General features: G+C 68.4%; 18 protein-coding genes. 9 read left to right on the plus strand and 9 right to left on the minus strand.

The features are described from left to right. Nucleotides 1–142 precede the first annotated feature (142 nt). Nucleotides 143–1,315 carry a hypothetical protein gene (locus ACWED2_RS11620; protein WP_449690382.1) on the plus strand — a complete coding sequence of 391 codons (1,173 nt, stop codon included), beginning with the start codon at nt 143–145 and terminating at the stop codon, nt 1,313–1,315. On the opposite strand, the gene ACWED2_RS11625 is transcribed toward ACWED2_RS11620, so the two are convergent. Further along, nucleotides 1,306–1,605 carry a hypothetical protein gene (locus ACWED2_RS11625; RefSeq protein WP_449690383.1) on the minus strand — a complete coding sequence of 100 codons (300 nt, stop codon included), beginning with the start codon at nt 1,603–1,605 and terminating at the stop codon, nt 1,306–1,308. The two genes, ACWED2_RS11620 and ACWED2_RS11625, sit on opposite strands and share 10 nt — an antisense overlap. A 332-nt stretch (nt 1,606–1,937) precedes the next feature. Here ACWED2_RS11625 and ACWED2_RS11630 point away from each other — a divergent pair, with 332 nt between their 5' ends. The 3 genes from ACWED2_RS11630 to ACWED2_RS11640 all read left to right on the plus strand — a co-directional run bounded on the left by ACWED2_RS11630 (nt 1,938) and on the right by ACWED2_RS11640 (nt 6,276). Beyond that, on the plus strand, nt 1,938–4,205 hold the full coding sequence (locus ACWED2_RS11630; protein ID WP_449690384.1) for an ATP-binding protein: 2,268 nt from the start codon (nt 1,938–1,940) through the stop codon (nt 4,203–4,205). Between the two features lie 18 nt (nt 4,206–4,223). Further along, nucleotides 4,224–5,324 (plus strand): radical SAM protein, encoded by a 1,101-nt coding sequence (locus ACWED2_RS11635; RefSeq protein WP_449690385.1) that lies wholly within the window; start codon nt 4,224–4,226, stop codon nt 5,322–5,324. A 229-nt stretch (nt 5,325–5,553) separates the two neighbouring features. Continuing rightward, nucleotides 5,554–6,276: an ATP-dependent DNA ligase gene (locus ACWED2_RS11640; RefSeq protein WP_449690386.1), complete on the plus strand. Its 723-nt coding sequence runs from the start codon at nt 5,554–5,556 to the stop codon at nt 6,274–6,276. A 22-nt stretch (nt 6,277–6,298) separates the two neighbouring features. Here the strand turns inward: ACWED2_RS11640 and ACWED2_RS11645 are convergent, their stop codons facing one another. Further along, on the minus strand, nt 6,299–6,460 hold the full coding sequence (locus ACWED2_RS11645) for a hypothetical protein (protein WP_449690387.1): 162 nt from the start codon (nt 6,458–6,460) through the stop codon (nt 6,299–6,301). Between the two features lie 1,273 nt (nt 6,461–7,733). Further along, entirely contained in the window at nt 7,734–8,390 is a 657-nt protein-coding gene (locus tag ACWED2_RS11650; protein ID WP_449690388.1) for a DUF4190 domain-containing protein, read from the minus strand. A 635-nt stretch (nt 8,391–9,025) separates the two neighbouring features. On the opposite strand from ACWED2_RS11650, the gene ACWED2_RS11655 reads away from it, so the two are divergent. Then, nucleotides 9,026–10,051, plus strand: a complete 1,026-nt coding sequence (locus ACWED2_RS11655) for a hypothetical protein (RefSeq protein WP_449690389.1) — start codon at nt 9,026–9,028, stop codon at nt 10,049–10,051. Between the two features lie 329 nt (nt 10,052–10,380). On the opposite strand, the gene ACWED2_RS11660 is transcribed toward ACWED2_RS11655, so the two are convergent. Continuing rightward, complete coding sequence (locus tag ACWED2_RS11660; RefSeq protein WP_449690390.1) at nt 10,381–10,941, minus strand: hypothetical protein; 561 nt, start codon at nt 10,939–10,941, stop codon at nt 10,381–10,383. 393 nt (nt 10,942–11,334) lie between these two features. On the opposite strand from ACWED2_RS11660, the gene ACWED2_RS11665 reads away from it, so the two are divergent. Continuing rightward, nucleotides 11,335–11,874: a hypothetical protein gene (locus ACWED2_RS11665; RefSeq protein WP_449690391.1), complete on the plus strand. Its 540-nt coding sequence runs from the start codon at nt 11,335–11,337 to the stop codon at nt 11,872–11,874. A 128-nt stretch (nt 11,875–12,002) separates the two neighbouring features. Here ACWED2_RS11665 and ACWED2_RS11670 read toward each other — a convergent pair whose 3' ends face one another. The 5 genes from ACWED2_RS11670 to ACWED2_RS11690 form a co-directional block, all read right to left on the minus strand. Continuing rightward, nucleotides 12,003–12,152: a hypothetical protein gene (locus ACWED2_RS11670; RefSeq protein ID WP_449690392.1), complete on the minus strand. Its 150-nt coding sequence runs from the start codon at nt 12,150–12,152 to the stop codon at nt 12,003–12,005. A gap of 99 nt (nt 12,153–12,251) precedes the next feature. Beyond that, nucleotides 12,252–12,848, minus strand: coding sequence for a GTP-binding protein (locus tag ACWED2_RS11675; RefSeq protein ID WP_449690393.1), 597 nt, complete (start codon nt 12,846–12,848; stop codon nt 12,252–12,254). Continuing rightward, nucleotides 12,829–13,200: a DUF742 domain-containing protein gene (locus tag ACWED2_RS11680; RefSeq protein WP_449690394.1), complete on the minus strand. Its 372-nt coding sequence runs from the start codon at nt 13,198–13,200 to the stop codon at nt 12,829–12,831. Before ACWED2_RS11680 ends, ACWED2_RS11675 begins: the two co-directional genes overlap by 20 nt. Further along, nucleotides 13,197–13,625, minus strand: a complete 429-nt coding sequence (locus ACWED2_RS11685; protein WP_449690395.1) for a roadblock/LC7 domain-containing protein — start codon at nt 13,623–13,625, stop codon at nt 13,197–13,199. The genes ACWED2_RS11680 and ACWED2_RS11685 overlap by 4 nt, the downstream gene beginning before the upstream one ends. A gap of 31 nt (nt 13,626–13,656) precedes the next feature. Then, nucleotides 13,657–16,074 (minus strand): sensor histidine kinase, encoded by a 2,418-nt coding sequence (locus ACWED2_RS11690; RefSeq protein ID WP_449690396.1) that lies wholly within the window; start codon nt 16,072–16,074, stop codon nt 13,657–13,659. Nucleotides 16,075–16,314: 240 nt separating this feature from the next. Between ACWED2_RS11690 and ACWED2_RS11695 the strand changes: the two genes are divergently transcribed. The 3 genes from ACWED2_RS11695 to ACWED2_RS11705 all read left to right on the plus strand — a co-directional run bounded on the left by ACWED2_RS11695 (nt 16,315) and on the right by ACWED2_RS11705 (nt 21,868). Beyond that, nucleotides 16,315–18,270: an NPCBM/NEW2 domain-containing protein gene (locus tag ACWED2_RS11695; protein ID WP_449690397.1), complete on the plus strand. Its 1,956-nt coding sequence runs from the start codon at nt 16,315–16,317 to the stop codon at nt 18,268–18,270. A gap of 199 nt (nt 18,271–18,469) precedes the next feature. Then, a complete protein-coding gene (locus ACWED2_RS11700) occupies nt 18,470–19,915 on the plus strand; it encodes a serine/threonine-protein kinase (protein WP_449690398.1) in 1,446 nt (481 codons plus the stop codon). Nucleotides 19,916–20,581: 666 nt separating this feature from the next. Next, nucleotides 20,582–21,868, plus strand: coding sequence for a GGDEF domain-containing protein (locus ACWED2_RS11705; protein WP_449690399.1), 1,287 nt, complete (start codon nt 20,582–20,584; stop codon nt 21,866–21,868). Nucleotides 21,869–22,162 lie beyond the last annotated feature (294 nt).

A 22,162-nucleotide genomic window follows, 5' to 3' on the forward strand; every position in this document is an offset into this window, starting at 1 on the left:
AACTACCGGAGACCTCACTCATTTCGGCCGACGACACGCCCAGCACAGTCAACTCCAGCTCAACCTGCCGGAGACAACTTCGATACAGGCCCTAGAGTGTCTGGCGCGTCCGGAGACAGGCTTGTCGGCAGGGGGTTGCACTGTGGCTGCATTTCGCTGGCTCGAGCGCTACACCAGCTTCTGTGTGAGCGTGGTCCAGAGTCCTGATGCGGAACAGGTTCTTGCCGCGTTCGGTGGTGATCCGCGGAGTGCGACTCGCGGTGGTCCGCGCGAGGCCCAGGGGTTCCACGCCGAAGAGTTCGGCTTCCGTCCGGTCGTGCGGGTCGTCGAACGTGACGGTTGGGCAGTGGCGGTCGAGCTGTTCAGTGCCGAGGGCTTGCGACGGCCGGTTTTGCGGCGGCTGTCGGAGGTGGGACGCGCCGTCTCGTTCGGGTTGGGTGAAGGCGGTTATCGGCTGGCCTGTGCGGGTGGTGGTGAGGTCGGGAACCCCGTTCCGGTTTCGCTGCAGGACGGTTCGGCTCTGCGTGAGCTGGTCGAGCGGGTCGGTGTGTCCGTCGACGGCTGGCCGCCGGACGATCTCGGGCAGGCGGGGGTCCGGTTCGTGACTGCGTTGTCCGGGGTCGTCCTGGACGATGTGACCCTGAAGTCCGTGGGTCTGGTGGGACGGGTGCTGCCGGTGCTGCCCGAGGTCGATGTGGTGCCGCTGCCGGCGCGGTCGGACATCGACGCGCGGATGGCCGCGTCGGTGGCTCGTGCCGCCGGTGCGGACCTGCGGCCCGTCGTGGCCGGCCACGTCCGCGATTTCCTCGTCGAGGTCGAAGCCGACGCCGACGAGCTGCTGGCAGCCGTGTCGCGATACGGCGACGGCGACGACGTGGAGTGCGGCGACGAGTCCGGTGTGGGTCTCGCGCTGCGGGAACTTCTGGCCGAGGACCGGCTGATCGTCGGCGGTGCACCAGGCTCGGCCGGAGCGTCGCGGCATGACGTGGAGGCGATCAGGCAGCGGGTGGCCGCGGGGTGGGCGACGGTGGCGCTGCTGCGTGCCGGACCGCAGGCGGCTGTGGGGCAGCTGATGCATCGGCGGCGCGGGGCCGACTGGCGTGCACGTCTGGCCGCCGACCTGCCCGAGCCGCCCGGGACCGAAGCGGGTGCGGCTGAGGTTCAGGAGCGGCGGGCGCGTTCCACTCCGGTAGCCGCAGGTCTGTTCAAGACGCGCCCGGGCGAGTCGGGTGGCCGGGCGCAGGCCACACCGGCTGGTGAGGTGCGGCCTGCGCCCGGCCGGTTCATCCGCCCGGAGGACGGGGATCAGTTGTAGACGCCGACCCAGTACTTGTCGTTGTCGATCAGGCGGGCGCTGTTGGTCAGGCTTCCGAGGTCGGAGCCGACCAGGCTGTTCTCGTCGAGCGGGACGTGGGCACGCAGGCAGCGCTCCTGGCCGGTGTAGCGGATGCCTTCGAAGTACCAGGTGCCGTCGGTGTCGTCGAACCAGGGCACGATTTCGGCGCAGTCCTTGCCGGCCAGGCCGAGCTGGCCGCCGCTTTGCCGGCTGCGGGCGAAGGCGCATCCGCCGCAGCTGCGTTGGTGGCCACGGTGTTGATCAGCCACGCCAGGTCACCGCCGTTCCCCGGTCGGGTCCTTTTCGGACGATCGGGCAGGTGGTAGAGCCTGAGACCTGACGGCGTCATGGCGGTGACGTCCGCCGCGGCGAACGTCGACATTGGCTCAGTCATTCATGTCAATTCCTGGACAGCCGCTGTTGGGTGACTGACTGCCCGAGTTCGCCAAGGTACTCTGACCTGTTGCGATGGCCCGGCGAGGTGTGGGATGACGAGCGAAAACGCGCTGCCGCGATACCGCGCGGTGGAGATCAAGGACGCGAAGGGGTTCGGCGAATACTCCCGTTGTCGGCAGACGAACTTCACTGACGCCGTCCTGACGTGTTCGCCTTCGTCTTCGAACGCACCGACTTGGCTCGCGCCCGGCGTGATGCGATCTTCCCCGCGCCACCGGGACGCACTCCGGACCACGATTTGCGATCGCGGGAGGAGGTCTGGTTGAGCCCACCAGCGTTTCGTCCCGGAAACGAGTACGCCGGCTCTGCGGGGAACGTCGTCCAGGCGGGGCACGTGCACGGAGACGTCCACGTCCGCACGTCGGCGCCGGATGGCGCACGGGCTCCGGTTCCGCGCCAGTTCCATGGCATGGTGCGGCATTTCGTCGGACGTGACACCGAGTTGGACCGGTTTCGAAGGATCATGGAGCAGCGGACCATCGAGGGGCTGCTCGCTACACCCACGATCATCGTCTCGGGCGCGCCGGGAGTCGGCAAGACCGCGCTGCTCGTGCACTGGGTCCGCCAGGTCATGGACGAGTTCCCGGACGGCGTTCTCTTCGTCGACCTGCACGGTTACGGCCCGGTGACCCCGAAGAACACCAGCCAGGTGCTCGACGGTTTCCTGCGCGCCCTCGGCATTTCTCCGCAGCTGATTCCCGCTGAGTTGGAGGACCGCTCCGCCCTTTTCCGGAGCATGCTGGCGCGTCGGCGGATGATCGTCATCCTGGACAACGCCGACACGTCCGAACGGATCAGACCGCTCCTGCCCGGATCGGAGTTTGCCCTTACGTTGATCACGAGCAGAAGCATTCTTTCTGGCCTGGTCGCGCGGGATGGAGCTGATCGAATGACGCTGGACACGCTGTCACCGGCCGAGGCAGACGGGCTGCTGCGCCAGATTATCGGTATCGACCGGGTCGGAGCCGAGCCCGCCGCCGCGGCTGAACTCGCCAGGCTGTGCGCCTACCTTCCCCTGGCCTTGCGCATCGTCGCGGAACGGATCTCCGCGCAACCGCACGCGCGGCTCGCGGATCTGGTCGCCGATCTGACCTCCGAGGCGCGGCGGCTGGACATCCTGTCGCCCGAAGACGACGAGCAGACAGCGGTGCGCGCCGTGTTCTCCTGGTCGTACCGGGCTCTCACGCCGCCGGTTGCGCGGCTCTTCCGCCTCCTGGGCAGCAGTCCCTGTCCCGACCTGGGCGTCCCGGCCATCAGTGCCCTGGCCGGTCTCGGCTCGACGGAGACAAGGAACCTGCTCTTCAGCCTGGTCAGCCTGCACCTGCTCACCGAGCACCAACGTGGCCGGTACAAATTCCACGATCTCCTTCGGGTGTACGCGGCGGAGCGGGCGGCCGAGGACGAGCCGGAGACGGAGCGCGCTGCGGCTCTCGACCGGCTGCTGACCTGGTATCTCGACGCCGCCGAGGCGGCCGACCGGCGGGTCGCACCCGGCGCGGCCTCCATCGCACCGGTGCGCGATCTCGCCGTCGAGTTCGGCTCCTACGACGAAGCACTGGCTTGGTTCGAGGCGGAGAAGGACAACCTTCGCGTGATGATACGGTGGGCCCTCGAGTCGGGACGCCCCGATATTGCCGCCTATATCCCGCTAGAAATGTGGGGATTCTTCAATATACGGAAGTACTGGACGGATTGGCTGTCCTGCAATGAGATCGGCCTGGCGGCGGTCCGACAATCCGGGAATCGGCGTGCCGAAGCGTGGCTGCTGACGAGTCAGGGGACCGCATATCGCAATCTGCGTCGGCGTTCCGAGGCGATCGAATGCCACCGAGGCGCCCTGGACAAATTCGACATGATCACCGATCCCGCCGGGGTTGGTTATGGTCGCCAAAACCTGGCGAATGTCCAGGCCGACGGTCGCGAATTCGACGCTGCAATGGTGAACTTTGGTCTAGCGCTGGACGCATTCGGGCAGGTTGGCGACAGTCGCGACAAGTACCGTGGCGAAGGCGTGACATTCAACTCGATGGCCGTGGCCTACAACAATATGGGTCGACACCTGAATGCACTGGAGTGCGCCCAAGAGGCGATCACCAGGTGGACCGAACTGGACAGCGGGCACGGGCTGGCCTTCGGCCACCACAGCATCGGAACCGCGTACGCCGGGCTCGAGCGGTTCGACGAGGCGGTCACCAGTTTCGATGCTGCGCTGCGTATTCGCAGGCAGATCAACGACCGGCACGGTGAGGGGCGATCACTGCTCGCGCTCGGGGTCGTCCAGCAGGCCCTGAATCGGATGGCTGACGCCCGGGAATCGGTGCGGTCGGCGATGGAGATATTCACCGTGCTGAACGCACCCGAGGCCGAGGACGCTGCCGCGTTGCTGGCACGACTTGAACAGTCCGGGAGCTAACGCCGATTGGGAGCAGATATGGCGCCGCACGACGCAGTAGACGTACCTCTCCGTGCCGAGCAGATCAGCAGACTGCCGCTCGGCAGCGGCGTGCCCCTTGCCGGTCTTGATCATTGGCGCGCGACACTGCCCGAACCGGCCGCATACTTCGGCAGTGCCCTCGGAGGGGACTGTACGATGTGCCTCAAGCGGACCCGCGACCGTGATTCACACGGTTATGCTCTGTGGCTTGAAATCGAAGAGCGCTGCAACCTGGACTGCCTGTTCTGCTACAACCCTTGGCGTCCCGAGGCATCCTCCGCCGAAGAGGCTTGGCCGATATCTGCCACGGAATGGGAGGAACTCCTCGATCTCCTGATGTCGGATATCGACGTGGAGAGTGTAACGCTGTCTGGTGGCGAACCCCTCATGTACCCGGGCCTGGTGGACGTCGTGACGCTGCTCCGGCGTCGCGGTCTCCCGGTGGCGATTACGACGAACGGACGTAGCGGCACCCGGGCGCGTATCGCCGCCCTGGCCGACGCGGGAGTGCAGCAAATCTCCGTCCCGGTGCACTCGCACCGGCCGGAGGTACACGACTCCTTGGCAGGCGGCTCGTCCTGGCACGCCGCGATCCGCACCATCGCACTCGCCCGCGAATTGGCTGTCGACGTCGTGCTGACCGCGGTGTTGACCGGCCAGAACACCGCGGAAGCCGACCTTGACGGTCTCGCCGGAGTCGTCGTGGCGCTCGGCGTCCGCAAGGTGGTGGCCAACTGCTTTCACGCGACTGGCCAGGGACTGCTGAATGAGCCCGAGCTGCGGATTTCGAACGAGGAGTTCGTCGACGCGCTGGATCGGCTGCGGCAAAGGCTGCCGGACACGGCGGTGACCGTGGGTTCGCCGCCACCGTCGCTCCCGAGTGTCGGTGGCAGGATTGGGTCGGTACGCAGGATCGCCGTGTCGCCGCGCGGTGAGCTGAAGTTCTGCAACCACTCCAGTGCCGGGCTGGTCAACCTGCGCCACGCGCCGCGCGAAGAGACGGTGCATGTCCTGCGGCGGATTTCGGCTGGTGAGCACTCCGATCTGCTCGAGTCGATCAACAACTGCGGCTGCCTGGGGCAGACGTCCTCCATATGAACCCGACGCGCCTGGGTGGCGGAATCCGTCATCGCCGAAACGATGCGTGGCCCCGATGCGACGTGTATCTGAGCCTGTGTCATGCCAGCGATTACAGAGTTGCGCCGTGACGCAGATGTGGCGGCAGGCGGAGCCACCACGCGGCGACGGTCCGGACGTGGGCCGGTGGCCGAGCGTGTAGGCGGCCATGTCGTGGATATCTCCGCCGCGAGAGGCCGGCCATGGCTGCGTGCAACTCCTCGCGGGTGCCCGACTGGATCACACCGAGGCTGGCCAAGGCGACGACGGCCGGCTGCGTGAGGGCCCTGACTGGGTGTACGAGTACAAGCTGGACAGCTACCGCGCCTGTATGCAGATCGCACCGGACGGCACCACCGTGCTCACCAGCGGCATCGGCATCGACTTCACCCACGGGTTCGCCAACCTCGCCGGCATCCTCGCCCCCGCCCTCGACGGCGAGACCGTCGTCTGCAACGAGGCTGGCCAGATCGACTTCGGACTCCTGCAGGAACGCTGCGGCCGCTACCAGGCCCACCGCAGCTCCCCGCGCCGTAGCGAGCCGTTCGACGACGTCCTGGTCCGGTTCCCGGCCTTCGACCTGCTGCAGCTCGGCACCACGTCGCTGCTGCGCCAGCCGTACGGGGAACGCCGCCGCCTGCTGACCAGCTTGGCGATGCCCGATCCGTACCGGATCTCGGTCGTTCGCGGCTACACCTTCACCGAGCTGGTCGCCGACCGCCGCACGTTACAGGACCTGCTCGACCACGTCGCCGCCACCGGCCACGAAGGCCTGGTCACAAAGCAGGACATCGCATGGCCGGACCAGGTGATGCGAACAAAGTCGGCCACTTCTGTCGGTGCTGCTTCCGTTCAGCAAACACCTGAGGGTATCGTCGTGGCGCGTCGGAGGACCAAATTCGTCATCCGCGCTGCAGCGGTCCGCTCCCCTTAACGCAGAGAAGCGGACCGTGTGCTCAGCTCGCCCAGTGGACCAACAGGCCGGAAACCTTCTCCACAGCGGTGAGCAACAGCAGGAACAGCTCGATCCGGCAGGCTAGGCCGACCCGGATCGGGCTTTTCCTTTTCCCGGATCTTCCTTCGTCATCGTCCGCAGCTTCGGTCTCGTCGTCGTCCAAACCCACTTCCTCCTTCCAAGCGAGCTGGCTCGCACCAGCACCCCGATCGAGGCGTCGTCACGCGACAACCCCTCATCCCCGCGCGCTTGTGCCGCAGGGCGCCTAGTGGACGGCAACGCGAGACGCACCTGGTTGAAAGATCACGTAAAAGCTGGGTATGACGACCACAACCTCGCAGTCGCGACTCCTTCCCGACAGGAACGTACGGATTTGGAAGATCAGTAAAGCCGGTCAAGCAGAAGAGATACCCACCGCGCAGCCGTTATAGGAATGTTATCACCCTACCTGGGGCGCGTCTCACAATTCGCTCGTTCGGCGGCATCGCCTTCACAGGGGCTGAAACGTCGTCCGTGGTGTCATGACGGATGAGCTCGCCTTCCCGCGCTCAGAACCAGCCGGCACTGTCGCGACTTTGTCCTGGACCGGCTCCCACACCGACCACTGAAGTTCTCGGGATGGACCGCCAGGGAAGCTCGCCGACATGCCGCGCCTGACGGCCGATGACGCTTCCACATTGCTGGTGGAGATCGCGTACGCGTACGGCCCGCCGCAACATCCGGAGGGCCCTCGACCGGACGACGGTGCCCGCCGACTCGGCTGGACCGACCGCACCGATGCGGGCCGGTTGCTCACTAGCAGCGGCCTCGTCTCCGCCTAGGACCGCTTCACCTTGCCGACGAACCTGGTGTGCCAGACGGTTCTCCGACGGTCGGAAGTTGCTTCTGCCCTGGTTTCCCGCAGCACGGCAGCGCCGCGCGGTGTTCGCCCAGGACCTCGTTGATGGAGCTGGTGTCGCCGAGTTCCGAACCGGCGACCCATACCGTGCCGGGATGTCCCGGTTCGGGCTCCCGGCGCTGCGGTCGGCGTCTGTCACCAGGCGAAGGTGGTCGCCTTGCCGGCTCCAGGTCCCCGAGCAGGACCAGGGCGCCCCGTTCGACGACGTCCTCGGGGCGCACCATGCCCGCCCTGTCCGGAGCAGCCCGTCGGCGAGGGGATCCGGCAGGAATCCGTCGTCGTCCAGCTCGAACGGCGGGTCGTCCTGGTCCTCTCCGCTGCGGACACGCAGCCACCGGCGTACGGGTTCGGCAAATTCGAAGTCTCCGGATGCCCATCCTTTAGTCCATGCTGGTGACCGATTGCGCGGTATGAAGTTGTGTCCGAGCAGCGGAAGGGGTTGAGCCAGCTCCCGCTGTGATGCATGTCGGTCATCATCTGCTCGGCGAAGTCCTGCGCTGGGTGTTGGTCGGCCGCACACCTGCGTGCAGCCCGAGGTTCAGGGCTGGTAGGTGCAGATGGCGCCGATGCTGTTGTGCTGTTCGACGACGACCTTGCCGTCGACAGTGATCTTGCAGGTGTTGTCCTTGCTGCCCATCTTGAACTCGACCGGGGTGGCGCTGACCGAAGTGAACACGAGATCGTCCATCGTCAGGGTCTGGCTCCAGGTCTTGCCCTTCTCCAGCACTTCCTGGGAGTTCGCGGTGAACCCGCTGCTCCACTGCAGATTGGTCTTCGCCGCGGTCGAGACCTCCAGGACGACGGTGTGCTTGGCCGCCGCGGCCGCGGTGGGTGCTGCCGCGGCGGGCTGTGACTCTGCGGGCGGGGAACCGGCGTCCGCGACGGCAGCCGGCGCGGCCGCCGTCGGCAGGCCGTTCGCCGCGTCATCGACGGCCTTGCCGAAGGCCGCCGTCCAGAGCACGCAGATGACCAGCCCGATCGCCGACAGCACGACGGCGGTGATGGCCATACCCTTGTTGCTCGCCTGCCCCCGGTTCGCCCGCAACGTCCCGACGATGCCGAAGATCAGCCCGAGGATCGTCAGCGGCCACGCGACGATCCCGATCAGGGGGATAAACGCGAAGAGCAAGCCGACCAAGCCCAGCACGAACCCGGCCGTGCCGAGGCCGTTCTTGTACTGGTTCGGAACCGGCATCGACGGCGACGGCGGCATGGGGGCATGGGGGCATGGGGGCATGGGGGCATGGGGGCATAGGACACGGGGCTGCCTCTTTCAGTCCAGCGGCGACGCAACCGAACGCGTCACGCTCTGCGCCATCCATCGCCTCCCAAACGGCACGTGTAACAGGACTCGAAAGCCGCTTCAGGTCACGGAATGGACTCAAGCGGCGCCATTCACGATCATTTCCGCAGGTGGCCCAGGTAAGCGACTGACTCACCATCGTTACTTAGGGTAAGAAATTGAGACTTCAAGTTCACTCGCATGGGCTAAAGCAGTGGGGCCGCCATCAGTAGCCAGGATCCTCGCCGGATATGGCGTTATACGCTTCCTGGAGATCCATAGGTGGTGCGCCCGAGTCCGCTCGGTCGATGTTCCACCTCCGCCTGACCCCAGCACTCCACCACACCACTTCGCGCACCGTGGGGTGCATCCGATAGCGTTCAGCTGAACGGTGAGCCCGTCATGGCATGGAAGCAGCAGTTGTCGCAGCCGACGCCCGGCTGGGCCGGAACGTTCCGCACCGAGGCAGCCGGAGAACTCCCCTCTCCCGATTGGACACGCCCGGCGCACTCATCAGACGTTCGCCGGCGACGTGACATGCTGTTCGGATGACCACTCTCGCCGCGACCGGGTCGTCATCCACCTCCGGCCCCGCTGGAGGACAGGCAGCCTCCGAGCAAACGTTGATCACCGGGGCAAAGCGGTGGATACGCGAAGCCCTCGGTGCATGGATCGAGGACGACCACGCGAAAGTCGCCTTGATGGCCCCCATGGCCGTCGAACTGCTCGGCAAAGCAACATTGTGGCGAGAAAACCCTGTACTGCTCGTGCAATTGACCGATCGTCATGAGGCGTCTCTCTTCTTACTCGCCACTGCTCCTGATCTGGGAGCGAAGGGTGTCAAGACGATCGGCCTGCAGATCGTGCTGACCCGGCTGGTCAAGTTGCTCGGGGATCTGCCTGTGGCCAAGGACCGCCAAACCCGCATGGTCGAGGTTCGCAACGGCGCAGTACATGTCGGCACTGGCGAACAGTCGCGGCACGTTCTGCTGGACTGCCTCGCCGTGGTCGGAGTGCTGCTGGAGCGGCTGGGAATCGAGCGTGCAGCTTTCCTCGATCCACACCTCGGAACCGTTGACGTACTTCTCGACGAACGCAAGACCGAGGTCTCGCGTCAAGTCGCGACGAAAATGGCCAAAGCCCGCTATCGGCTGACCCGCTTGGAAGAAAGCCTGGGCGAATCAGCGTTCGATACCGCCACGAGCGAACTCGAGGCACAGCGCTGGACCCTTGAATCGAACGACTTCGTCAGCGGCGGTGCAGCAGTCGAGACTCGTTGTCCCGAGTGCGGTTGCCAGGCGAAATTGTTCGGGGACGTGGACGCCAGAATGGAATACGGCTACGAAACTGTGGGCCTCGACAACGGCGAGGCGGATGTCGTTCCCGTTCAGGACTGGCGGGTCAGATTTGGGCCTCAGGCTTTCTTCTGCATGGTGTGCAATCTGCAGCTTCACGGGTCCCAAGAGTTGAGCGAAGCAGGCCTGCGCGCTCAGTACTTCGACGTCACAAGAGAAGATCTCAGTCCTGACTTCGACCTTGACGCGCACGAGCGCCGCATCCATTGGGGCCATTGACACGGCAGACGAGGCTTACCCGGCCACCCGGGACTTCCAAGTCTCGATCCGGTTCTGCGATCTCGGTCATCCTTGGGTATGACCGTTCGAGAAGCGGTAGCTCTCGGTACAGCGAGCCCGGCGGGCGGGGCTGGGGCCATGGCGTGCTCCACGCCGGGAAGGCCGCTTGAGGCCAGTAGATCACTGTGGCAGAAAGCAGAAGGTACGACTTCACGGGTGCGACGTCGTGGGCCCGACTGGTGCGGGGCCCGCCGGGACGATACCGACCCCGGCAACCCCGCCACGGCTGTCACCCGACGCGAACCGAGGTCGGGCAGAGGATGCCAACCTTAGGCTGGCGGCTGGTGTTTGTCATCCACGTCCAGCTCGTCCGAGTCCAGGTGCCGCCACAGCGCGACATGGGCCCGAGCAAGCCCGGTCGGCCGGAACGGTCGGAAACGAACTCGGACACCGTCAAGCCACACGGCGTTGAGCTCGCCGAGTGCGTTGATTCCGGGCGAGAGCTCGCCCGGTTCCACGGTGCCCGTGACCGGATTCTCCGCGAAGTGCAGCAGCTCGTGGACGACTTCCCACGCGTACGGGCCGCCGACCCAGTCGACGTCGATGTGGCCGTCGATCGTGCGCCACTGGTCTCGTTGCCGGACGCCGTCGAGGGTGCCGCTGTCGCGCAACGCGAGCTCGATCGCGCCAAGGGCAGTGCGGTGTCGCCTGACGGTCGGGCGCGGCCGGTACTGCCAGTCCGGGGCCTTGTCCCAGATCAGGGGCAGGTGGGGGTACTCGGCGGCGATGGCCAACTCCTGTAGCACCTCTCGGCGGGCTTGCCTGTAGGTCACGCCGTTCATGTGCTGACGAACGTGGATGATCGCCTTGAGCTTGCGGTCTTGGGTCATGGCCGATGTCCTCACTGCGAGGTTCCCACGCAGCCTCGCCGGGGGATGCACGATCGAGCCGACGGGTTCTGTACGCGATTCTGTGAACCTTGTCCTTGACGCGCTGCCAGCGTGGGCGGGTCGGCGCTCGGAGATAGGCCTGCGTACCGGCCGCCGTCACGGTAGCAGGTCCGCCGCGATTCGATGCCGCCAGGTATAGCCGGCAGCGTCACGGTTCGCTTTCCGACAGGTGATCGCGACACCAGGGCATCCTCCCTTCAGACCACTGTGTGGAATCAAGATGTCCGGCCCCAAGGAGCAACTCCAGCTCGGAATGTGGTTGGCCCTCAGGAAAACCGGGTACGGACAGAGGCGTGCGACCACTCACGATCGCGCATCACCTGGAGGGAACCTGTGAACTTCACCCACCGCCGCTCGCACCGGAGACTTGCCGGCGCGGCTGCGCTCGCGGCGATCGCAACCACCACACTGGCACCGGCATCGGCTGCGACCGGCTCACCGACCTATGACTACGCCAGCGAGGTCGGCGACTACCTCGGCCAAGGAAACGCCGAGCACTACAGCCCTGCCACTGCGGATTTCGTGCTGGAGAACTACTGGGGCAACACGGCGGTTCGCTTCAACGTGCTCGAACCTCGCCACGGCGGGCCGTACGCCGGCACGTTCTGGGCGATCTACCTGAGCCCGCCCAGCGGACAGCGGCTGCACCCCGGCCACTACACCGAGGCGACCAGCTACCCCGGCGCCACCGCGACCGCACCCGGGCTGAGGGTCGAGGGTGAAGGCCGCGGCTGCGGCATCACCTACGGCGAGTTCACCGTCCGCAGCATCAGCTTCGATGCCGCTGGTGACCCGACGCACCTCGACGCCACCGTGATCGCCCGCTGCGACTCGACAAGCGCACCCGCCTACACCGCCACGCTGCACTACTGAGCACAGGCGCGCCCAGCGGGCACACTTCCGCCCGCTGGGCGCCTGATCCGAAGCTACGTTCGGAGACCGGAGCCGAGCCGCGCGACCAACCACCGACGGGCGAGCTCGCGGGCCTGATCCACGGGCAGTCAGTTCGGCTCGGCGGACAGGCGCAGTGTCCGCGACAGGCCCAACGCGGCCGTCCGGACCGCCGGGGCCAGGTGCGCCGGACGGAACTGCTCGCGTGGGACCGCCACCGACAGCGCCGCCACGACCAGATTCCGGTAGCTGCCGAACATCTGCCCGCGGACCGTGTTCCGCGGGCAGATCGTCGACTTGGTATCCGCTGGGAGGCCAGGTGACCGGTGCCGTGATCCGGCGGAACGGCCGGACGCCGCTCAGCGCGCCGGAACCGCCAGCTCGACGAGGTGTTCGAGCAACGTCACCAGCACCTCTTTGCTGGATTCCCGTTGCCGGACGTCGCACAGCCGGACAGGCACGCCGTCGTCGATGCCGAGCGCGTCACGCACTTCCCACTCTTCGTAGCTTTCGCCGCCGTCGAAGCAGTTGACTCCCACCACGAACGGGATACCGCTGCGTTCGAAGAAATCGACCGCCGGAAAGCAGCCCTCCAGGCGCCGGGTGTCGGCCAGCACCACCGCTCCCAGCGCGCCGGCGGAGAGCTCCGTCCACATGAACCAGAACCTGTCCTGGCCCGGCGTGCCGAACAGGTAGAGCACGAGCGCCGGGTTGATCGTGATCCGGCCGAAGTCGAGCGCGACCGTGGTGGTCGTCTTGCCCTCCACGCCGCTCAGGTCGTCGACCCCGGCACTGAGCTCGGTGAGCTGTTCCTCGGTGCGCAGTGGTTCGATTTCACTGACCGCGCCGACCATCGTCGTCTTGCCGACGCCGAAACCGCCCGACACGAGGATCTTCGCGGCGTGCACCTGCCCGGCGCCCGGCCGGACGCCGCTGTCAAAGCCTACGGACACCATCAAGCACCGCCTGGAGTAGTTCCGGGTTCGGGGAAGCCGGTCGCGCCGGGGACTGCACGATCAGGGCACCGACGTCGAGGAGATCGCCGACGAGCACCTTCACCGCGGCGAGCAGGAGGTCGATCCTGGCCGAGATCTCGACGAGCGAGAGCGGCCGCACCACGCACATCCGCAGGATCTCGCTGTGCTCCCACTGCAACCCGTTCCGGTGCACACCCGGGTGCACCGTCCGGACGAGCGTCAGCATGTCCAGGTCGCCCTGGTTGACGCGGACACGTCCCCTGGTCACGGCGAACGGCCGCACCGCAGGCCCGTAGTCGTCCTCGTACCAGGACGTGCCGCCGTCGATCATCGCGGCCGGGAAAGCATCCGCAGTTCTGCCGCGACATCGCGAGGCGCCGCGCTCAGGTAGCGCCCGACCTGCTGGACGATCACGTTCATCTCGTAAGCCACCACGCCCATGTCCGCATCCAGCGAAGCCAACAGCGCGAGCCCCGCGCCGTCGCCGGCTTCGGTGATCACGAGGAAACCGTCGTCGAGCTCGACGACGGTCTGGTGCGCCTGGCCCATCGTGAACTTCCGGCCGACGCCGCGCGCGAGGCTCTGGAAGGCCGACGCCATCGCGGCGAGGTGTTCGCCGTCCTCCTTCGTCAACGCGCTGGAGCGGCCCAGCAGCAGGCCGTCGCTCGTCAGCACGACCGCCCGCTGCGCATCGGCCAGCCGCCGGACGAAGTCGTCGAGCAGCCAGTCGAGGCCGGCGGCGCTTGATTCGGGCATGGGATATCTTCACCTTCCACTCTGTCTCCGGTCACCGGCTCGTGCCGGAGCCCGCGTCACGGCCTTGCCGGGTGCCGTGCCGCATCGCGGACATCAACGCCTGAGCCTGTTCCGGACTTCGCGCGCCGCGCCGCGGAGCGGCCTGTACACCGGTGGCCCCGGCTGCCGCCTCGCTCGCCAGTTCCGCGGCCAGCTGCGGCGCCAGGTTCGCCTGTCGTTCACGACGCGGTAGCGAACGCTTGCCCGCGCTTCGCTCCGGCCTCGGCACGGGTTCGGCCGCCGGGGGCTTGCTGTTCGCCCGGTCGGCCGGTGACTCGCGGGGAGCCACCGGAACACGACGTGCGGGCTCTTCCTTCGGCCACTCGGGCTGCTGCGGCGCGCCACCGGAGGCTTGCCGTACCGGCTCGACGAACGCATCGTGACCGCCGGTCCGGGCTTCGCGCCGCCTCGGGCGTTCGCTCGGCCGGCGGCTCGCGGGAACGGCCACCGCGGCGCTCTCCGGCTCCTCCTCGGCTGCGACCAGAGTGCTGGGGATCAGCACGATCGCGGTCACCCCGCCGTAGGCGGACTCGATCAGCGTCACGCTGATCCCTTGCCGCCGGGAGAGCTGCCCTACGACGAACAAGCCCAGGTTCCGCCGTCCGGTCAGCGCCATGAACTCGAAGTCGGGCGGGTTGCGGAGGTGCTCGTTGTACAACGCCCTGTCTTCGGTGGGAATCCCCAGGCCCTGGTCCTGGATCTCGATGACGACGCCCTTGCCGACGACGTTGCCCAGCACTGTCACGTGCGAATCCGGCGGCGAGAACGTCGTGGCGTTGTCCACCAGCTCGGCGATCAGGTGCGTGAGGTCCGCGACCGCGGCCGCGACGACCGACTGCCGGGGCAACCGGTTCGTGTCCACCCGCGCGAAGTCCTCGGTCTCGGACACCGCGCTGCGCACGATCTCCCGGAGCGGCACGGGGTTGCGCCAGCGCCGGCCCGGCTGACCGCCGCCGAGGATCACCAGGTTCTCCGCGTTGCGCCGCGCACGGGTCGCGAGGTGGTCCAGCTGGAACAGCAGTTCCAGCTGTTCCGGGTCGTGCTGCCCCGCCTCGGCCTGATCCAGCACCTGCAGCTGGCGACGCACGACGAGCTGGCTGCGGTGGGCGATGTCGAGGAACACGGCGTTGACGCCGTCCCTCGTCTTGGCCTCCGAAGCCGCTGCTTCGAACGCGACGCGCTGCGCCTTGGTGAACGCACCCGCCACTTCGCCGATTTCGTCCCTGCCGTGGTCGAGCGGGTCGATCTCGGCGTCGATGTCGACGGCCTGCCCGGCGTGCAACCTGCCGACGATGTCGGGCAGCCGGCGGTCGGCCAGCTCCAGCGTTTTCGCCCGCAGGTCGCGCAGGCGGCGCACCAGCGCGTTCGCGAGCCGGACCGCGGCCGCGAACGCGGCGACGGTGACGACCAGCAGGACGAACCCGCCGATGAGGAAGCGGATCAGCGCGCTCTCGGCCGTCGAGGCGGCGGTCGCCTGCGCCTCGTGGAACTGCGCGCCCCAGAGGTCGAGCAAGGAGGACGCCACCTGGTCGGCCGCCACCTGCCAGTCCTGCTGCCCCACCGGCAGCGATCCCGTGGTGATGAGCGTGCTTTCCACCGCCGTGAGCGTCCGCCAGGCCGGGCTCTGCACGAGCGCGTCGATCCGCGCTCGCACGGCGGGCGCGACGCGGTTGTGCAGCGCGGTCAGCTGCACGCGGTAGGAACCGACCAGCTGCGTGTACCGCAGGAGCTGGTCACCACTCAGCTTTCCCCGGTACAGCACCCCGGCGGCGAGCGCGTTGCCGCGGGCCATCGCGTCGGCGACCTGGAAGACGTCCGCCGCGGCCGTACCATCCGCGGCGGCTCGCGCATCCGGCGCGGTCGCCACCGTGCCGTCCAGGCCCGTCACGGCGACCTCGGTGAACCGTGAGTAGAAGTCGTCCACCCCCGCCATCGTGGCGGTGCGCAGGTCCACCTGCTGCCGGATGCCGGGCAGCTGGGCGAGCAGAGCGACGAAGGCAGCGTTCGCGGTCCTGACCGCATCGGGGTTGAGCTTCTCCAGCGCCGGTCCCACCGGACCGACCGCGGCGAGCGCGACGTCGGTCTTCTTGCGCGTGCTCTCGACACGCGCGACGGCGGCCGGATCCCCGGCGAGAGCGAGCTGGCTGTCCCGGCGCTCGTTTTCCAGCGTGCGGACGAAGCCGGTGCCCGGATCGATGGCCAGCAACAGGTTCGCCGCCCAGTTCCGCGCCTCGACACCGGTCCACACCAGGTAGGAGGAGAAGCCGACCCCGACGATCAGCAGCACCACGCTCGGGATGAGCACGATGGCCAGCACTCTCGTGCGGATGCTCGTTTTCCCGGGTGACGCCGGCCGCGTCGCCGCTCTTCGTCGCCTGCCACCGGGGACGACATCGTTGTGCCTCGTCATAGAGCGAGCATCCTAAACAGATAACTCAATAAACTCTATGGGCGTGACCGCTCGAAGTGTCGGCCTCACGAACTGTGCGGATCCGGCAGCCGGAAACCGGGCTGGAGATTCTGCGTGAGGCCACGCAATGGATTACCTACTAACGGACGTAGACGCCTGCCCCCTCCGTCGTGTTGATTGTTGAGTGAGTCTGCGCAAAGTTGCGCGCTCTTGGAGGTAGTCGTGCGTCGTTTTGTTGGAATGGCCGTTGCGATAGCCGCCTGCACCTCGGTGGTCACGGTCGCCGAAGCCGTCCCCGCCGCGGCCGCGGAGCCGGGCTACTTCGCCGCCCAGCGCGCCGGCGAACGGCCGCCGATGGGCTGGAACAGCTGGAACAGGTTCGGCTGCGACATCAACGAGGACCTCATCCGCGGTGCCGCCGACGCACTGGTGTCGTCCGGCATGAAGGACGCGGGCTACCAGTACGTCAACATCGACGACTGCTGGGCGGAACAGAACCGCACGGCCGAGGGCAAGCTCGCACCCAGCCGCGAACGCTTTCCACACGGCATCAAAACCCTCGCCGACTACGTACACGGGCTCGGCCTGAAGCTCGGCATCTACACCAGCGCCGGCACACTGACCTGCCAGAAGACCATGCCCGGCGCGCTCGACCACGAGGAGGCGGACGCGCAGTCCTTCGCCGATTGGGGCGTCGACTACGTCAAGTACGACAACTGCAACAACCAGGGTCGACCCGCGATCGAGCGCTACACGAAGATGGGCGACGCGATCAAGAAAACCGGCCGCCCGATGATCTACGCCCTCTGCGAATGGGGCGAGAACAAGCCGTGGACCTGGGGGCGCGACGCCGGTGCGCAGCTGTGGCGCACCACCGGCGACATCAGCGACAACTGGGGCAGCATGACCGGCATCCTCGACCAGCAGGTCGGCCTGGAAAAGTTCGCGGGCCCCGGCGGCTGGAACGACCCGGACATGCTCGAAGTGGGCAACGGCGGCATGACCGACGCCGAGTACCGGTCGCACTTCGCGCTGTGGGCGCTCCTGAACGCGCCGCTGCTGGCCGGGAACGACCTGCCCGCGATGTCGCCCGCCACCAAGGCGATCCTCGAGAACAAGGACGTCATCGCGCTGGACCAGGACTGGGCCGGCACACAGGGCCACAAGCTCCGCGACGACGGCGACACCGAGGTCTGGACGAAACCGATGTCCGACGGATCGGCCGCGGTGGTTCTCTTCAACCGTGGGCCGGCGAGCACCACCATCGGCACCACGGCGGCGGAACTCGGTCTCGAGGGCCACACCTTCCTCGTCCGCGACCTCTGGACCGGCACGGAAACCGAAACCACGGGTACCCTCCGCGACGCCGTCGCGTCCCACGACTCGTCCGTCTTCCGGGTCTGGCCGTCGACACACCCGTCGGCCGCACCGATGACGACGCTGGCCCTGCCGGCGCCGGACTACGTGCCCGCCGACCGCCCGCTGACCACCACGCTTCAGGTCACCAACGACGGCAGCACGCCGATCACCCAGCTCCGGGCCACCGTCGCGACGCCCGTCGGCTGGCAGCTCGACGGCCCCGGCACGTTCACGGTTCCGGCCGTACCCCCGGGGAAGTCGTGGCAGCAGCAGATCACGTTCAACCCGGTGGCGCCGGGCGGCGAGCGCGTCAGGCTGGCGGCCAAAGCCGACTACTCCACCACGTGGGGCAGGCGCGCCTTGGGCTCGGAAGGCACGTCAGCGCTCGTCCATCGCCCGTCGTCAGGCACGACGGCGTTGTCGAAGGCCCCGTGGATCTCGTCCGACAACGGCTGGGGCCCGGTCGAACGCGGCATGAGCAACGGCGAGACCCAGCCTGGTGACGGCCACCGGATCACCATCGCCGGCGTCGGCTACGACGACGGCATCGGGGCCCACGCCCCCTCGAGCGTGCGGGTCTACGTCGGCGCGTCCTGCGCGTCCGTCGGCGCTCTGGTCGGGATGGACGACGAGAACTCCGGTGGCAGCGTGGGGTTCCGCATCCTCGGCGACGGCAAGGAACTCGCCGCGACGGGCGTCATGCACCCCGGAGACAAGGCACAGCCGCTGTCCGCGCAGCTGACCGGCGTCCAGGTGCTGGAACTGGCGGTGACCGACGCCGGCGACGGCAACACCAACGATCACGCCGACTGGGCGAACGCCACGATCACCTGCTGAGACCGGCAGCCGCCACCCGGTTTCCGATACCCGGCGCCAGAAAGGTCACCGCCGCGCACGTCATCCGGAGGTAACCTCGATCACGGGACCGACCCTCGAACGGCACGACCTCGCGATACCCTGCCGCGCGGATCCGGTGTAACGGCCGGACCCGGGGCACAGACTTCCCGGTGTCCGGGTGCCTGGTGGAGGGAAACGCGTGAGCTGGCAGTTCGGGCCCTACCGCGTCGAGTCGCTGATCGCCCGCGGCGGCATGGGCGAGGTCCTGCGCGCCTACGACACGCGCCACGACCGCTTCGTGGCGCTGAAGCTGCTCGCGCCGGAGTTCGGCGCCGACCACGAATTCCAGGAGCGGTTCCGGCGGGAGGCGCACGCGGTGGCGCGGCTGCGCGAGCCGCACGTGATCCCGATCCACGCCTACGGCGAGATCGACGGCCGCCTCTACCTCGACATGCGCCTGGTCGAGGGCGACGACCTCGGCACCCGGCTGGCCGCGGGCGGCGCGCTGGCCCCCGCCGAGGCGGTCGACGTCGTCGCGCAGGTCGCCCAGGCCCTCGCCGCCGCGCACGCGGAAGGCCTGGTGCACCGGGACGTCAAGCCGTCGAACGTGCTCGTCGGCGCGACCGGCTTCGCCTACCTCGTGGACTTCGGCATCGCCCGCGCGGCCGGGCCCGGCACGGAACTCACCGCGACCGGCGGCGCCGTCGGCACGCTCGACTACATGGCGCCGGAGCGCTTCACGGACGCACCCACCGACCACCGCGTCGACGTCTATTCGCTGGCCTGCGTGCTGCACCAGTGCCTGACCGGCAGCAAGCCGTTCGCGGCGACGACGGCCGCGTCGCTGATCGGCGCCCACCTGCACCAGCCGCCGCCCCGGCCGAGCGACCTGCGGCCCGGCCTGCCCGCGGCGTTCGACGCCGTCATCGCCCAGGGCATGGCGAAGGATCCCGCGGCACGGTTCGGCAGTGTCACGGAACTGGCGGACGCCGCCCGGGCCGCGCTCGGCGGCACGATCCCGGTCCACGCCACCGCTCCCCCGACGCGCCAGGCCACCCGGGTCGCGCCCGTGACCGGAAGGCGGCGGACTTCGAAGGCGCCCTGGCTGGTCGCCGCAGTCGCACTGCTCGCTCTCGTGGCCGTCGCCGCGTGGTTCACGATCCTGAAGCCCTCCTGGCAGGCCGGAACGACGACGGCCGGCACGACACCGCCCTCGACGTCATCAACACCGTCGACACCGCCGCCGTCGACCACACCACCGGTGACGGCCACGACCACCCAGGTGACCGTCCGGACGTCCGTGGCCACCAGCGTCTCCGCCGGCGCCGACCTCGGGCTCGCGACCGCGATGAGCACACCCGCGTGCGACGGGTCCTTCATCGTGGTCCTCGGCTCCGCCGTCACCCCGGCCCGCTACCGCGCCGACGTCCAGCGGTTCCTCGACGCCCACCCCGGCGCGGCCTACCTGCACGCGCCGACCACCGGCTGCGGCTCGCTGCGGCAGCAGCTGAACGGCGCCGGCATCTACGCCGTCTACAATGGACCGTTCGCCACCAGGGATGCCGCGTGCGCGCGGCGCAGCGGCGGCGCCTACGTCAAGCGGCTCGACAACACGACTCCGCCGACACAGGCGATCACCTGCTGAGCCCGTCGGAGTCGGGCAGCGCGAACAGGGCGTGCTGGGCCGGATCGTCGGGTTCGCCGGCCGGCCGCAGGCACTTGCGGCAGCTGACCGGCTGGTGGGTCGGGGTGATCTCGCCACCGGCGCCGAGCCCGGACCAGCCTTGGTGGCAGGCAGGCGCGGGCAGGCTGCGGGCTGCTCCCTTCGCGACTCGTGGCTGCGGTCAGGCGGGCGGACTGCGCACAGAGCTGGGGCGGGCAGCCATCGCGGTGGTCGCGTGAATCGGCCGCTCACGGGTCCGGCGGCAAGGCGGGGGGTTCCTTGCCGCCGGGGCCCATTGCGGCTCGACATCGCCGCTCACAAGAAGACGTTTCTCGCCGTGCAGGCGTTACCGGCCATCGGCAGGCGCGTCTTCCGGGACGAACCTGGCTTGACGCAATTCCGGCCGGCGCCGCGGCGAGGGAGTGCTGCCGCGGCGCCGGCGTCCCGGGTGCTCAGCGGTTCCACTCGGTGGGGCGGCCCGGACGCGGACGACGGGACGGCTGGGCCTGGGTGCGGGTGGTGATCACGATGTACCTCCTGGTGGCGCGGGCACGATGGCCCGGATCCGGTCACCCGGATGACTCACGACCGAGCGTCGCCATCCGGTTACAGTGAACATTGTGTTCCGGGGAGGGAGGGCCGCACGCCGTGGGCCAGGCATCGTCACGCGATCGAGAATCCCCGCTGCGTGCCTTCCTCGCCCTCCCCCGCAGCCTGATCGCCTACGTAGGTGCCATCGTCGGCCTGACCGTGGCCGTCGTGGCCACCACCACGGCCGCCACCGCGGTGACCGGCACCGACTGGGCGTGGCTGGGACTGCTGCTGGCCTGCGCGATCGCGCACCTGGAACTCACCCAAGGGCTGGAGCGGATCCGGGAACTACCCGAGGGCACGCCCTACACCCACCTGCAGTCCACCTGGTACATCGCCGGACTGCTCCTGCTGCCCCTGCCGCTGCAGGCCATCCTCATCGCCGTCACCTTCACTTACGAGTGGTTCCGCGTCTTCGCCCGCCGCGCCCCGGTCCACCGCAAGGTCTTCTCCGCCTCCACCGTCGTGCTCGGCGTGGCCGGCGCGACGCTCGCGCTCTCGGCGCTCTACCCGGCCGCCACCGCGCCCTACATCACCGTGCTCGACGGACCGCGCGGCGTCGCCGCGATCGTGCTGGCCGGCGCGATCTACCGGCTGGTCAACTACGGCCTGGTCGTCATCGCGATCATGATGGACCACCCCGACCTGCCCGCCCACCGCGCGCTCGGCCCGGCCAGCGACCAGCTGATCATCGCCGCCGCGATCGGCCTCGGCTACGTCTACGCGCTGGTTGCCGTGACCCGTCCCTGGACGCTGGTGTTCGTGCTGGTCCTCGTCATCGGCCTGCACCTGGGGCTGCTGCTGCCGCAGTTCCAGCACGCCGCGCGCACCGACCGGCGCACCCAGCTCGCCGACGCCACCTGGTGGCACGAGGTGGCCGAACGGGAACTCGACCGCGCCCACCGCCTCGGCGGCCATGTCGGGCTGCTCCTGCTGGACCTGGACCACTTCAAGCAGATCAACGACCGGTTCGGGCACATCGCCGGCGACGCCGCACTCCGGGCCGTGGCCGACGCGCTCCGCGGCTGCGTCCGTGGCCACGGCCCGGACCTGGCCGGCCGCTGGGGCGGCGAAGAATTCGTGATCCTGCTGCCCGGACTCGACCCCGCGACACTCACCGCGGTCGCCGAGCGGATCCGCGCCGCGATCGCCGCGATCACCGTGCCCGCCACCGACCGCCGCACCGGCGCGGACGCCGTGATCACGCTGACCGCCTCCGTCGGCGCCGCGGTGTTCCCCGACCACGGCCGCGACCTCACCACCCTGCTGCTGGCCGTCGACGACGCCGTGTACCGCGCCAAAGACCACGGTCGCGACCAGACCGCCACCGCCCGGGCCCGCTGACGACCCGGGCCGCGCCGGAACTCAGTTCTACGGGAGTGTGCCGGGCTTCGAACAAGTCGTTTGAAAGCGCACATGCAGGTGTCGTCGACGCCGGTGAACCGGGACCTCAGCCGGCAGCCTCCGCGTGATACCGCGGTGTCTGAGTGCGGCCGACCAACGCCTTACACCGGCACGATCACCCTCGCCGGCACGGATGTCGCACTCACGCTCACCACCGCGGCCGGCTGGGCCTGGGCAATCCTGCTCGGTGCCGTCGGGCTGTTCGCCGGGCTCGTGCAACGTGGCTATCTCATC

Source organism: Amycolatopsis sp. NPDC005003, from assembly GCF_053600695.1.

Bases quoted from the DNA above. Each gene is read 5' to 3' on its own strand.
- ACWED2_RS11650 (WP_449690388.1), bottom strand. From the start codon at position 8,390: ATGCCGGTTCCGAACCAGTACAAGAACGGCCTCGGCACGGCCGGGTTC.
- ACWED2_RS11675 (WP_449690393.1), bottom strand. From the start codon at position 12,848: ATGGTGTCCGTAGGCTTTGACAGCGGCGTCCGGCCGGGCGCCGGGCAG.
- ACWED2_RS11655 (WP_449690389.1), top strand. From the start codon at position 9,026: ATGACCACTCTCGCCGCGACCGGGTCGTCATCCACCTCCGGCCCCGCT.
- ACWED2_RS11670 (WP_449690392.1), bottom strand. From the start codon at position 12,152: ATGTTCGGCAGCTACCGGAATCTGGTCGTGGCGGCGCTGTCGGTGGCG.
- ACWED2_RS11660 (WP_449690390.1), bottom strand. From the start codon at position 10,941: ATGACCCAAGACCGCAAGCTCAAGGCGATCATCCACGTTCGTCAGCAC.
- ACWED2_RS11635 (WP_449690385.1), top strand. From the start codon at position 4,224: ATGGCGCCGCACGACGCAGTAGACGTACCTCTCCGTGCCGAGCAGATC.
- ACWED2_RS11690 (WP_449690396.1), bottom strand. From the start codon at position 16,074: ATGACGAGGCACAACGATGTCGTCCCCGGTGGCAGGCGACGAAGAGCG.
- ACWED2_RS11680 (WP_449690394.1), bottom strand. From the start codon at position 13,200: ATGATCGACGGCGGCACGTCCTGGTACGAGGACGACTACGGGCCTGCG.
- ACWED2_RS11695 (WP_449690397.1), top strand. From the start codon at position 16,315: ATGGCCGTTGCGATAGCCGCCTGCACCTCGGTGGTCACGGTCGCCGAA.
- ACWED2_RS11685 (WP_449690395.1), bottom strand. From the start codon at position 13,625: ATGCCCGAATCAAGCGCCGCCGGCCTCGACTGGCTGCTCGACGACTTC.